Below are 11,879 nucleotides of genomic sequence, written 5' to 3'. Positions count from 1 at the left end.
GCGGGCGTCAGCCCTTGGTGCCGCCCGCGGTGAGGCCGGTGACCAGGTTCTTCTGCACGAGGTAGAAGAACACGGACACGGGTATCGCGATCAGCACGGCGGTGGCGGCCATGTAGTTCCACTGCGCGTCGTGCTCGCTGACGAAGGTCTGGAGGCCCACCGCGAAGGTGTACTTGGAGTCGTCCAGCATGAAGGTCGTCGCGAAGGCGACCTCGCTGACCGCCGTGATGAAGTTGTAGAAGGCGGCGACGGCGAGCCCGGGCCGGGCCAGCGGCAGGATCAGCCGGAAGAAGGTGCCGAACGGGGTGAGCCCGTCCACCCGGCCCGCCTCGTCGATCTCGAAGGGGATGGTGTCGAAGTACCCCTTGAGCAGCCAGGCGCTGTACGGCACCGCGGTGGTGCAGTTGATGAGGATCAGCGCCCAGTAGGTGTCGATGAGGCCCAGCTCGCCGAAGATGTCGTACATCGGCACGATCAGGATGGCGATCGGGAACGCCTGGGTGAGCAGCAGGACCCACATCAGCTGCTTGTAGCCGGGAAAGCGCATCCGGGAGACGGCGTAGCCGGTGGTGGCGGCGACGAAGACGCCGATGACGGTGGTGCCGAGCGCCACGATGAGCGTCGAGCGGAACCAGTCGAAGAAGCCGCTGTGCTGGAGCACGTAGGCGTAGTTGGAGAAGTCCGCGGTGCTCAGGATCTTGCGGGGGTGGAGATAGGCGTCCTTGTCCGGGCCGAGGGACAGGAAGAACAGCCAGGCCACCGGGGCGAGCGCGATCAGGCTCGCGAGGATCAGGCCGGCGTGCAGCAGGGCGCTGCCGAGGGGGCCGCGCTCGCCGCGCCGGCGGACCGCGCGGGCGGCCGGGACGGCGGCGGGCGTGCTGTTCCCGGACTTCTCGACGAGGGTCGTGGTGCTCATGGCGGCGGCTCCTGCGGCGTCAGACGGCGAGCTGGTCATTGCGCTTCAGCCAGCGGAAGTAGAAGGAGGTGAAGACGGTGAGGATCGACAGCAGCAGGACGCCGTAGGCGGCGGACTGGGCGAAGTCGCGCGGCTGCTGGCCGAAGCCGAGCTGGTAGGCCCAGGTCACGAGGATCTGGGCGTCCGGCGCCGAGGTCTTGCCGAACAGCAGGAAGATGATCACGAACTGGTTGAAGGTCCAGATCACACCGAGCAGGATCACGGTGGAGCTGACCGAGCGCAGTCCGGGCAGGGTGACGTGCCGGAAGCGCTGCCAGGCGGTCGCGCCGTCCATCTCGGCGGCCTCGTAGAGCGTGGAGTCGATGGACTGGAGCCCGCCGAGGAGCGAGATCATCATGAACGGCACACCGCACCAGGTGTTGACCATGATGGCGGCGAACCGCTGCCAGAAGGAGTCCTCCAGCCACTCGGGCTGGGGCAGATGGAGCGTGCCGAGGACCTGGTTGAGCACACCGCCGTCGGCGAGCATGATCCGCCAGGAGAAGACGGTGACGAAGGTCGGCACGGCCCAGGGCAGCACCAGGAGCACCCGGTAGAAGGTGCGCCCGCGCAGCTTCTGGTCGAGCATCATGGCGAGGCCGAGCCCGATGACGTAGTGCAGGGTCACACAGGCGACGGTCCAGACGACGGTCCACAGGAAGTGCGACCAGAACCGGTCGTAGGCGGTCGGCCCGAACAGGATGTCCTGGTAGTTGTCGAGCCCGATGAACTTGTACGTGGCGTCGATGTGGTTGACGCCGATCGTGCGCGCCGAGTTGAGGCTGTTGGCGTCGGTGAGGGTGAGGTAGAAGCCCCGCACCAGCGGGTAGCCCACCAGGACACCGAGGACGACGACCACCGGGGCGATCATCGCGTACGCGTACCAGTACCGCTGGTAGCCGTTCTTCAGGCGCTGCGCCAGCCCGGGACGGGGCGCGCGCTCACCTCGGCGTTCGCCGGTCGCGCGGTCGATGGCGACTGTCATGGTTCGACACCTTCTGGAAAGTTCGGGTACGGGCCGGGACGCGCGGGGCGCCGTCCGGTGACCGCCGGACCCTCCCCATCCCCCACGGCGAGGAGGGTCCGGCGGTCACGCGGGCTCACTTGCCGAAGCCGGGCACCAGCTTGGCGATGGCCACTTCGGCGTTGCCGAGGCCCTTGTCCAGGGACTCCTTGCCGCTGGCGATCTTCGGCAGCTCCTGGTCCAGCGGGGTCCACAGGCTGCTGTACTCCGGCAGCGCCGGGCGCGGCTGGGCGGCGGCGAGCACGCCCTGGTAACCGGCGATGCCCGGGTCGGCCTTGACCTGGTCGGTGTAGGCGTCCGTGCGCGTGGGCAGCGTGGAGTTCTTCAGCGCGATGGTCTCCTGGGACGTGGCCGAGGTCATGAAGTTCACGAACTTCAGGGCCGCCTTCTGGTGGGCCTTGTCGGAGCCGGCGTAGACCGAGAGGTTGTGGCCGCCGGTCGGGGCGCCCGCCTTGCCGGTGGAACCGGCCGGGACGGTGGCGATGCCGAGGTTGGACTTGTCGGAGAACGCCGAGCCCTTGTAGAAGTTCGTGATCTCCCAGGGGCCCTGGACGATCGCGGCGACCTTGCCGTTGACGAACGCGTCCTGGATGTGGGCGTAGGCGTCGGCGGTGGCGTCGGCCTTGTGCAGGCCCTTGCCGTCGAACAGGCCCAGCCAGGTGCCGTACGCCTTCTTCGCCTCGGCGGAGTCCACGGTGATCTTCTTGGCGGAGGCGTCGACGGTGTCGGTGCCCTCGCCGTAGAGGAAGCACTGCGCGTAGTACGCCTGGGTGGAGCCCCAGTAACCGTCCACGCCCGTCTTGGACTTGATCGTGGCGGCGTCCTTCTTCAGGTCGTCCCAGGTCTTGGGGGCCTCGGTGATGCCGGCCTTCTTGAACAGGGCCTTGTTGTAGACGAGCGCGAGGGTGTCGGTGACCAGCGGGACGCCGTAGGTCTTGCCCTCGTACTGGGCCTGCTTGATCAGGTTCGGCTCGAACTTGGCCTGGTCGGCGAGGGCTTCGGTGCCGTCCAGCGGCAGCAGGTAGCTCTTCTTGGCGAACGTGGGGGTCCAGCCGACCTCGGAGCGCAGGATGTCCGGGGCGCCCTGGGAACCGGCCGCGGTGTCGAACTTGTTCTGCGCCTGGTCGAAGGGCACGTTGACGTACTTGACCTTGATGCCCTTGTTGGCGGCCTCGAACTGCTTGATGAGGGCCTTGTAGGTCGGCGCCTCGTTCGTGGCGTTGGAGGTGTCCCACCAGGTGAGGGTCACCGGTCCGCTGGACTTGCTGTCGCTGTCGCTCCCGCCGCACGCCGTCGCCGTGAGGGCGAGGGACGCCACGAGCGCGGAGGCCGCTATGCCACGCCGCATGATTCTCCTTGAGGGTGAAAGCCCGAGTGAGCAGGAGCGGCCCCGTCTGCCGCCGCCTGCGACTTGCCGACTGCGCCATTGCCGCGGCCGGGCGACTGGGAACGTAACAGCGATGCAATCCTGGCGAAAGACCTTGCAGAAAAAAAGTGCAAGAACGCCGTGGGGTTACCGTGTCGTGACCTGCGCCAGACCTTGTCGAAATACTGGCCTTACGCCGGTCGGAGGGTTGACGGACACTTGTGCAAGACTCTGCAAGCTCTTGCCGCAGGGTGCCGCCGCCGGGATCATCCCCTTGCGGCCGAGCGCCGGGGAGACCTCCCGGCGGGCAGAGCGATGAGATTCCTAGAGGGACGAGGAGCGCGATGACGCGGCAATCCACGGCGGGCCGTTCGGCGAGCCGTGCACGACGTCCCGCCGGTGCACAGGGCAGGCCCCGGCCGGTACAGTCCGGTGGCGTGACCACACGGCTTGCCGACATCGCAGCGCAGGCGGGGGTGAGCGAGGCGACCGTCAGCCGGGTCCTCAACGGCAAGCCGGGCGTCGCGTCCGCCACCCGCCAGTCCGTGCTCGCCGCGCTGGACGTGCTCGGCTACGAGCGTCCGGTACGGCTGCGGCGGCGCAGCGAGGGCCTGGTGGGCCTGATCATCCCCGAGCTGGAGAACCCGATCTTCCCGGCGCTCGCGCAGGTCATCGGGCAGGCGCTGACGGGGCAGGGCTACACCCCGGTGCTGGCCACCCAGACCCCGGGCGGCTCCACCGAGGACGAGCTGACCGAGATGCTGGTGGACCGGGGGGTGGCCGGGATCATCTACGTCTCCGGGCTGCACGCCGACACCACCGCCGACATGCAGCGCTACGAGCGACTGCAGGCGCAGGGCGTCCCGTTCGTCCTCGTGGACGGCTTCTCGCCGAAGGTGCAGGCGCCGTTCATCTCCCCCGACGACCGGGCCGCGACGATCCTCGCGGTGACCCACCTCGCCTCGCTGGGCCACACCCGGATCGGGCTGGCGCTCGGGCCGAAGCGGTTCGTGCCGGTGCAGCGCAAGATCGAGGGCTTCGTGCGCGCGATGCAGGAGCAGCTGGGGCTCGACGCCACGACGGTGACGACCGAGCTGGTCCAGCACTCGCTGTACACGCTGGAGGGCGGCCAGGCCGCGGCGACCGCGCTGATCGGGCGCGACTGCACGGCGATCGTCTGCGCGAGCGACATGATGGCGCTCGGCGCGATACGCGCGGCCCGGCAGCTCGGCCTGGAAGTCCCCCGCGACGTGTCCGTGGTGGGCTTCGACGACTCCCCGCTGATCGCCTTCACCGACCCGCCGCTGACCACCGTCCGCAAGCCGGTCCCGGCGATGGGGCAGGCCGCGGTGCGCACCCTCCTGGAGGAGATCGGCGGGACGCCCGCGCCGCACAGCGAGTTCGTGTTCATGCCGGAGCTGGTGGTACGCGGCTCGACGGCCTCCGCGCCGGGGCGTGGCGGGGCGGAGCGCGGGCACTAGCACAAGGGGGCCCAGGGCGCAGAACATGCGTGCTGGAACCCGCCTTGGGATGATCAGTCAGGCACCCTTTGTCTGGCAGACTCGGTGGCTATGAGTGACTCGACCGTGACAGACCCGGAAGGTCGCGAGAAGGTGACCGTTCCGCGGACCGTCACGGGCGAGCGCGCGAGGAGGGTGCGGGAGCGGCTGCGCCGTCGTCCCGGGCGGCCCCGGCTGTGGTTCGAGATCCTGCTGACCGGGGTGAGTTACTGGGTCTACTCCCTGATCCGCAACGCGGTCCCGGAGCAGAAGGCCGAGGCGCTGCGCAACGCCGACGGGATCTGGCGCCTGGAGCACCATCTCGGCATCGCCGTGGAGGCGTCGGTCAACCACGCCGCTGATGCGGTCACTTGGCTGATCATCGCCATGAACTACTACTACGCCACGCTGCACTTCGTGATCACGATCGCCGTCCTGGTGTGGCTCTACCGCTGGCATCCCGGGCGCTACGGCGCCGCCAGACTCGTCCTGTTCGCGACCACCGGTGTGGCCCTGCTCGGCTACTACCTGTTCCCGCTCGCCCCGCCCCGGCTGATGCGCGGCGGCCACTTCACCGACACCGTCATGGTCCACCAGACCTGGGGCTCGATGGCCTCCGGCGACCTCAAGCACATGTCCAACCAGTACGCCGCGATGCCCTCGATGCACATCGGCTGGTCGCTGTGGTGCGGGCTGACGATCTTCGCGCTGGCCTCGGTGCCGTGGGTCCGCGTCCTCGCGCTCCTCTACCCGGCGGCGACCCTGGTGGTGATCGTCGCCACCGCCAACCACTTCTGGCTGGACGCGGTGGGCGGGATGGCCTGTCTGGCCTTCGGGTTCGGGGTGGCGTGGCTCTGGTACGGGCGGTTGCCGGGGGCGCTGCCCCGGGGGGTGGAGGGCGAGGTGGACTCCCGGGTGGACGGCGGGGTGGAACCGGCGCCGGACGCGGGGGCGAAGTCCAGGTCCGAGACCGGTTCCCGGTGACTCAGCCCGCGCCTCAGTCCGCGTAGAACCGTTCGTCCACCACCGCGCGGGCCCGGCGGGCGGTGCGGCGGTAGGCGTCGAGCATGGTGCCCGCCTGGCCCGCGCCGTGGCCGAGGTAGCGGCCGACGGCGGCCAGTTCGCGGGGCTCGGTGGGGAAGGTGTCCCCGGCCCGGCCCCGGACCAGCATCACCGCGTTGCGCACCCGGCTGGCCAGCACCCACGCCTCGTCCAGGACCGCCGCGTCCTCCTCGCTCAGCAGCCCCGCCTCGCGGGCGGCGCCCAGCGCCTCCCGGGTCCGGGTCGTACGCAGTCCCGGCACCTCCCAGGCGTGCCGCAACTGGAGCAACTGCACGGTCCACTCCACGTCGGACAGGCCGCCGGGGCCCAGCTTGGTGTGCAGCTTGGGGTCGGCGCCGCGCGGCAGCCGCTCGGACTCCATGCGGGCCTTCAGCCGCCGGATCTCGCGTACGGCCTCGTCGTCCAGGCCGTGGCGCGGGTAGCGCAGCGGGTCGATCAGCTCGATGAACCGGCGCCCCAGGTCCGCGTCCCCCGCCACCGGCTCGGCCCGCAGCAGCGCCTGCGACTCCCACACCAGCGACCAGCGGCGGTAGTACGCCTCGTACGACTTCAGGGTGCGCACCAGCGGCCCCGACTTGCCCTCCGGGCGCAGATCCGCGTCGATCAGCAGCGGCGGGTCGGCGCTCGGGAGCTGGAGCAGGCGGCGCATTTCGGCCACGACCTTGCTCGCGGCGCGGGCCGCCTCCTGCTCGTCCACGCCCTCGCGCGGCTCGTAGACGAACAGCACGTCGGCGTCGGAGCCGTAGCCCAGCTCGTGCCCGCCGAAGCGGCCCATGCCGATGATCGCGAACCGCACCGGCAGCGTGTCGCCCCAGTGCTCGCGCACCACCGCCCGCAGGGTGCCCGCCAGGGTCGCGGCGGTGAGGTCGGAGATCGCCGCGCCGGTACGGTCCAGGAGGGCGCCCTCGTCGGCCTCGGCGGGGGTGGTCTCGGTGCCGTAGGAGCCGACGATGTCCGTCGCGGCCGTACGGAACAGCTCGCGGCGGCGGACCCCGCGCGCCGCGGTGACGCCCTGCTCGGCGTTCTCCGCGCGGCCCACCGCGGCCAGGATCTCCTGCTCCAGCTGGGCCCGGCCGCGCGGCTCGAGACCGCCGCTCCCGCCGTCGCCGTCCCCCAGCAGGGCCACCGCCTCGGGGGCGCGCATCAGCAGGTCGGGGGCGAGGCGGCCCGCCGACAGCACGCGGGCCAGGTTCTCCGCCGCCGCGCCCTCGTCGCGCAGCAGCCGCAGATACCAGGGGGTCTTGCCGAGCGCGTCGGAGACCTTGCGGAAGTTGAGCAGCCCGGCGTCCGGGTCGGCGGAGTCCGCGAACCAGCCGAGGAGCACGGGCAGCAGGGTGCGCTGGATCGCCGCCTTGCGGGTCACCCCGGAGGCCAGCGCCTCCAGGTGGCGCAGGGCGGCGGCCGGGTCGGCGTACCCGAGCGCGACCAGGCGCTCGCGGGCCGCCTCCGCGCTGAGCCGGGCCTCGCCGGGGGCGAGCTGGGCCACCGCGTCGAGCAGCGGGCGGTAGAACAGCTTCTCGTGCAGCCGTCGTACGACACCGGTGTGCCGCTTCCACTCGCGGCGCAGCCGGGTCACCGGGTCGGTGCGCAGGCCCAGCGAGCGGCCGAGCCGTCGCAGGTCCTCCTCCGCCTCCGGGACCAGGTGGGTGCGGCGCAGGCGGTAGAGCTGGATGCGGTGCTCCATCGCGCGCAGGAAGCGGTACGCCTCGTCCAGGCGGGCGGCGTCCTCGCGGCCGACGTAGCCGCCCGCCGCCAGTGCCTGGAGCGCGTCCAGGGTCGTACGGCTGCGCAGGGTCGGGTCCGTGCGGCCGTGCACGAGCTGGAGGAGCTGGACGGCGAACTCGACGTCCCTGAGGCCGCCGGGGCCCAGCTTCAGCTCGCGGTCGATCTCCGCCGCCGGGATGTTCTCCACCACCCTGCGGCGCATCTTCTGCACGTCCGCGACGAAGTTCTCCCGCTCCGCCGCCTGCCACACCATCGGCGTCAGCGCCTCGATGTACGCCTCCCCCAGCTCCGCGTCCCCCGCCACCGGGCGGGCCTTCAGCAGCGCCTGGAACTCCCAGGTCTTCGCCCAGCGCTGGTAGTACGCGAGGTGGCTGCTCAGTGTGCGGACGAGGGGGCCGTTGCGGCCCTCCGGGCGCAGGTTCGCGTCCACCGGCCAGATCGAGCCCTCGATCGTGGTCTCGGAGCAGATGCGCATCATGTGCGAGGCGAGTTTCGTGGCCGATCTGAGGGCCTTCGCCTCGTCCGTGCCCTCCGCCGCCTCCGCCACGAAGATCACGTCCACGTCCGAGACGTAGTTCAGCTCGTGGCCGCCGCACTTGCCCATCGCGATCACCGCGAGCCTGCAGGCGGCTGCGTCCTCGGGGGCGGCGGCTCTCGCCATCGCGAGTGCGGCGCGGAGGGTGGCCGTGGCCAGGTCCGCGAGTTCCGCCGCCGTCTGGGCGAGGTCCGTGGTGCCGCATACGTCTCTCGCGGCGATGGAGAGGAGGCAGCGGCGGTAGGCGACGCGGAGGGTCACGGGGTCTGTCGCTTCCGCCAGGCCCCGTTCGAACTCCGCCACTCCTGGGTGCAGGTCCCTCGGTTCGTACGTGACCAGGGCCTGCCAGTCGTGGGGGTGGCGGGCGAGGTGGTCCGCGAGGGCTTCTGATGCGCCGAGGATGCCTAGGAGGCGGTCTCGCAGGGGTTTGGCCGCGATGAGGGTGTCGAGGAGTTCCCTTCGGTCCGTGGGGGCGGGCTGGGACTCCAGGAGTCTGACCAAGCCGTGCAGGGCCAGGTCGGGGTCTGCGGTCTCGCCGAGGGCTTCGAGGAGGACGGGGTCGTCGCGTACGGCTGCGAGTTCGGGGGTGTCGAGGCTGCGTTCTGCGGCGGAGGGGTCGGTGAAGCCGTGCCTGAGCAGTCGGGTGAAGGTGCTGCTTCTGCGGCCCGGCGTCATCTTCTTGGGCTCCCCATCTTTTTCGGGACGGTGCTGGCCAGAGCGTAACGCCCGCGGCGCGTCGTGGTCGGGGCCGTACGCCCACGTCGCGTCGGGGGGTCGGGGCCGCGGCGGGGGGTATCCGTCCTCGGTCCGGCGCACTGTTCGCTGGATAGGTGCTGTCTGCTTTCGCCGGCCGCTGCGGGCGGACACCCCCCGCCACGTCCCCTTCTCGCCGTACGCGGGTGCGGGCCCCCGGCCCCCTCCCGTCGCTTCCGCCGGTTGCGATGAGTTTCGGGGGCGGGCAGGGTCCGAATTGAGGGGACTTTCCGTGGAGGTGTCTTCTATGGCTGGGCCTGTTGGTGAGCTGGATGTTCGGTACAGCAGTGAGGGGACCGTCGCTCACTCCTGGGACGACGTGGTGGGGGTGCTGGAGGCTGCGGAGTTGTTCTGGGTGTCCAGCGTGCGGGCGGACGGGCGGCCTCATGTCACTCCGACGCTGGCCGTGTGGAGCGAGGGGGCCTTGCACTTCGGGACCGGGCCCGGGGAGCGCAAGGCCCGGAACCTTGCTGAGAATCCGTATGTCGTGCTGACGACCGGGGTCAATACGTGGGCCGCCGGGTTCGACGTGGTCGTGGAGGGGGAGGCGGTTCGGGTCACCGACGAGGGGCGGTTGCGGGAGCTGGCGGCTGTCTGGGAGGCCAAGTACGGGGACTTCTGGCACTACGAGGTGCGGGACGGGTGCTTCCAGCATGGGCCCGGGCCCGCGTACGTCTTCGCTGTCGCGCCGGTGACCGTTTTCGGGTTCGGCAAGGGGGAGCCGTTCAGTCAGACCAGGTGGAGGTTCTCGTGAGTGGGCTGGCGCGGGGCACTGTGGCGACTCGGTTGCCCGCTCAGGATCTGGAGCGGGCTCGGCGGTTCTATGCGGAGAAGCTGGGCCTTGAGCCTGTGGATGAGCGGCCCGGGGGGCTGTTGTACCGGTGCGGCGGCACCGACTTCGCCGTCTTCCAGTCCACCGGCTCCTCCCCCGGCACCTTCACCCAGATGGGCTTCCAGGTCGACGATCTCGACTCTGTCGTGGCCGAGCTGCGCGCCAAGGGCGTCGTCTTCGAGGACGTCGACTCCCCCGGCTTCCGTACGCGGGACGGCATCGCCGAGATCGAGGGGAATTATCCGAGCAAGGGGGCTCGGGGCGAGCGGGGGGCGTGGTTCCGGGACAGTGAGGGGAATCTGCTGGGGGTGGGGGAACTGGTGCGGTGAGGGCTTGCGGTCGCTTCCGTGGCGCAGCGCCGCTGTGGGGTTTTACAGGTCGGCCAGGAGCAGCCGGTAGCCGGCGTCGAGTGCTTCACGGTGGAGCAGGTCGGCATGGCGCTGGTGCCATCGGCCGCAGGACAGGTCGTCGGACAGCCGGGCCAGGCCCGGCTGGAGGACCTTCTCGCTGGTCTGGGCGAACAGCGAGATACCGGCCCGCACTTCCGGGTCGAGGTATGCCTCGGGTCGGCGCCAGAAGGCGGCGAGGAATCCGTCGGTGCAGTCGTGCGGGACGGGGACGGTTTCGATGCGGGCGCCTCCCAGCAGCGTGGCCAGTTGTTCGACGGCGACGGCTCGGGTGCCGTCGAGTGCGGCTGCTTCGGGCAGGTACTCCTCCAGCAGCCAGAACCTGCGGTTGATGTCGGGGTCGAAGGTGAGGATGACGATCCGCTGCCGGGCGATGCGGCGGAGTTCGCCGATACCGGCTTCCAGGTCGCTCCAGTGGTGCACGGTCAGGAGGGCCATTGCCGCGTCGGCCGAGTTGTCGGCGAGAGGGATCGACTCCGCGGCTGCTTCCAGGGCCGGTGCGGATCCGGCCGGGCGCTGGGCGATCATCACTGCGCTGGGCTCGACAGCCAGCACTGTTTGTGGCGGTTCGTAAGAGCCGGTGCCTGCTCCTACGTTGATCACACTGGCCGCATTGCCGAGGGCTTGATGGATCGTGGCCGCGATTCGGGGATCTGGCCGCCGGGTGTCTGCGTAGGTCGCGCCGATGGTGTCGTAGGTCGCCATGCACGCAGTGTGCGCTTTCTTCCTGGACCGTATCCAGGAAGAGGCGGGGTTCTGGTTCTCTCCTTGACCTGAAGTGCGATTGAGCTTTTAGCGTGTTCTTCAGGTCGATCATCCGACGACAGGAGAACGCGTCCGTGATCCTCGTGACCGGAGCCACCGGAAACATAGGAAGTGCGCTGCTGAGAGAGTTGCGCGCATGTGGTGCGGGGCCGTTGAGAGGGCTCACCCGTGACGCCTCACGGGCCACGTTCCCCGAAGGGGTCGAGGCCGTTGAGGGCGACTTCGCGGAGCCGGAGTCGTTGAAGCCCGCTCTGGACGGGGTGCGCTCGCTGTTCCTCGTGTCGCGGCTGGGCCCGGATGCCGAGGTCATCGAGGCTGCCCGGCGGGCGGGGGTGGAACACGTGGTGCTGGTGTCGTCCATCACCGTCCAGACTCATCCGCATCTGGGCCCCGCCGCCGAAAACCTAGCGGTCGAGATGCTGCTCAAGGACAGCGGCTTGGCCTGGACGATCCTGCGGCCGACACAGTTCGCCTCGAATGCCCTGATGTGGGCGGCGGCGATCCGCGACCACGAAACGGTCCGCGCGCCGTACGCGGACACCGCGCTGCCCACCATCCACCCCGCGGACATCGCATCCGTGGCGCGGATAGCGCTGACGGAGCCCGGCCACCGGGGGCGGACGTACGCCCTGACCGGTCCGGGCCCGGTGACCGCCCGGCAACAGGCCCAGGCCATAGCGGCAGCGATCGGGCGGAACGTCCCCTTCGCCGAGATCAGCCGCCAGGAGGCCCACACCCAGCTGGCCGCGGTCTTCGGGGACGAGGCCGCGGACGCGGTGCTCGACGTCACGGGCGGAGACGTCAACGACGAACTGCTGGCGGTACGCGACACCGTTCCACAGATCACCGGCTCCCCGGCCAGAACGTTCCAGCAGTGGGCTACGGAGAACGCCGCTCTCTTCCGCTGAGACACCCGGCCGGTCGGGAGGGTGGCGGCCGATCGATACCCGGGCGTG

At 70.4% G+C, this 11,879-nt stretch carries 10 protein-coding genes; 5 read left to right on the top strand and 5 right to left on the bottom strand.

Annotated features, from left to right (window positions below; genetic code table 11):
- Window positions 1-7 precede the first annotated feature (7 nt).
- The 3 genes from B079_RS0108990 to B079_RS0108980 form a co-directional block, all read right to left on the bottom strand.
- Window positions 8-916: a sugar ABC transporter permease gene (locus B079_RS0108990; protein ID WP_018545452.1), complete on the bottom strand. Its 909-nt coding sequence runs from the start codon at window positions 914-916 to the stop codon at window positions 8-10.
- 19 nt (window positions 917-935) lie between these two features.
- Entirely contained in the window at window positions 936-1,940 is a 1,005-nt protein-coding gene (locus B079_RS0108985; RefSeq protein ID WP_018545451.1) for a carbohydrate ABC transporter permease, read from the bottom strand.
- Window positions 1,941-2,055: 115 nt separating this feature from the next.
- Window positions 2,056-3,327 carry an extracellular solute-binding protein gene (locus tag B079_RS0108980; protein WP_026248496.1) on the bottom strand — a complete coding sequence of 424 codons (1,272 nt, stop codon included), beginning with the start codon at window positions 3,325-3,327 and terminating at the stop codon, window positions 2,056-2,058.
- Between the two features lie 455 nt (window positions 3,328-3,782).
- Here B079_RS0108980 and B079_RS0108975 point away from each other — a divergent pair, with 455 nt between their 5' ends.
- Complete coding sequence (locus B079_RS0108975) at window positions 3,783-4,826, top strand: LacI family DNA-binding transcriptional regulator (RefSeq protein ID WP_026248495.1); 1,044 nt, start codon at window positions 3,783-3,785, stop codon at window positions 4,824-4,826.
- A 90-nt stretch (window positions 4,827-4,916) separates the two neighbouring features.
- The gene (locus B079_RS31595; RefSeq protein ID WP_199779888.1) at window positions 4,917-5,828 is read left to right on the top strand and encodes a phosphatase PAP2 family protein; all 912 of its coding nucleotides are present in this window, start codon (window positions 4,917-4,919) and stop codon (window positions 5,826-5,828) included.
- Between the two features lie 13 nt (window positions 5,829-5,841).
- Here the strand turns inward: B079_RS31595 and B079_RS0108965 are convergent, their stop codons facing one another.
- On the bottom strand, window positions 5,842-8,841 hold the full coding sequence (locus B079_RS0108965; RefSeq protein WP_018545447.1) for a bifunctional [glutamine synthetase] adenylyltransferase/[glutamine synthetase]-adenylyl-L-tyrosine phosphorylase: 3,000 nt from the start codon (window positions 8,839-8,841) through the stop codon (window positions 5,842-5,844).
- A 325-nt stretch (window positions 8,842-9,166) separates the two neighbouring features.
- Here B079_RS0108965 and B079_RS0108960 point away from each other — a divergent pair, with 325 nt between their 5' ends.
- Together B079_RS0108960 and B079_RS0108955 are read left to right on the top strand one after the other, a co-directional pair.
- Window positions 9,167-9,673 (top strand): pyridoxamine 5'-phosphate oxidase family protein, encoded by a 507-nt coding sequence (locus tag B079_RS0108960; protein WP_018545446.1) that lies wholly within the window; start codon window positions 9,167-9,169, stop codon window positions 9,671-9,673.
- Window positions 9,670-10,080 (top strand): VOC family protein, encoded by a 411-nt coding sequence (locus tag B079_RS0108955; protein ID WP_018545445.1) that lies wholly within the window; start codon window positions 9,670-9,672, stop codon window positions 10,078-10,080. The genes B079_RS0108960 and B079_RS0108955 overlap by 4 nt, the downstream gene beginning before the upstream one ends.
- A gap of 42 nt (window positions 10,081-10,122) precedes the next feature.
- Here the strand turns inward: B079_RS0108955 and B079_RS0108950 are convergent, their stop codons facing one another.
- On the bottom strand, window positions 10,123-10,863 hold the full coding sequence (locus B079_RS0108950) for a class I SAM-dependent methyltransferase (RefSeq protein ID WP_026248494.1): 741 nt from the start codon (window positions 10,861-10,863) through the stop codon (window positions 10,123-10,125).
- 134 nt (window positions 10,864-10,997) lie between these two features.
- On the opposite strand from B079_RS0108950, the gene B079_RS0108945 reads away from it, so the two are divergent.
- Window positions 10,998-11,831, top strand: a complete 834-nt coding sequence (locus B079_RS0108945; RefSeq protein ID WP_026248493.1) for an NAD(P)H-binding protein — start codon at window positions 10,998-11,000, stop codon at window positions 11,829-11,831.
- Window positions 11,832-11,879: the final 48 nt, after the last annotated feature.

It is taken from the genome of Streptomyces sp. LaPpAH-108 (assembly GCF_000373625.1).
In the GTDB taxonomy this organism is placed as follows: Bacteria; Actinomycetota; Actinomycetes; order Streptomycetales; family Streptomycetaceae; genus Streptomyces.
Note: the sequence above shows the minus strand (reverse complement) of the source record. Positions and strands in the feature narration are given on the sequence as shown.

Excerpts from the sequence above, each read along its gene's own strand:
- B079_RS0108990 (WP_018545452.1), bottom strand. The coding sequence starts at position 916 with ATGAGCACCACGACCCTCGTCGAGAAGTCCGGGAACAGCACGCCCGCC.
- B079_RS0108985 (WP_018545451.1), bottom strand. The coding sequence starts at position 1,940 with ATGACAGTCGCCATCGACCGCGCGACCGGCGAACGCCGAGGTGAGCGC.
- B079_RS0108980 (WP_026248496.1), bottom strand. The coding sequence starts at position 3,327 with ATGCGGCGTGGCATAGCGGCCTCCGCGCTCGTGGCGTCCCTCGCCCTC.
- B079_RS31595 (WP_199779888.1), top strand. The coding sequence starts at position 4,917 with ATGAGTGACTCGACCGTGACAGACCCGGAAGGTCGCGAGAAGGTGACC.
- B079_RS0108965 (WP_018545447.1), bottom strand. The coding sequence starts at position 8,841 with ATGACGCCGGGCCGCAGAAGCAGCACCTTCACCCGACTGCTCAGGCAC.
- B079_RS0108960 (WP_018545446.1), top strand. The coding sequence starts at position 9,167 with ATGGCTGGGCCTGTTGGTGAGCTGGATGTTCGGTACAGCAGTGAGGGG.
- B079_RS0108950 (WP_026248494.1), bottom strand. The coding sequence starts at position 10,863 with ATGGCGACCTACGACACCATCGGCGCGACCTACGCAGACACCCGGCGG.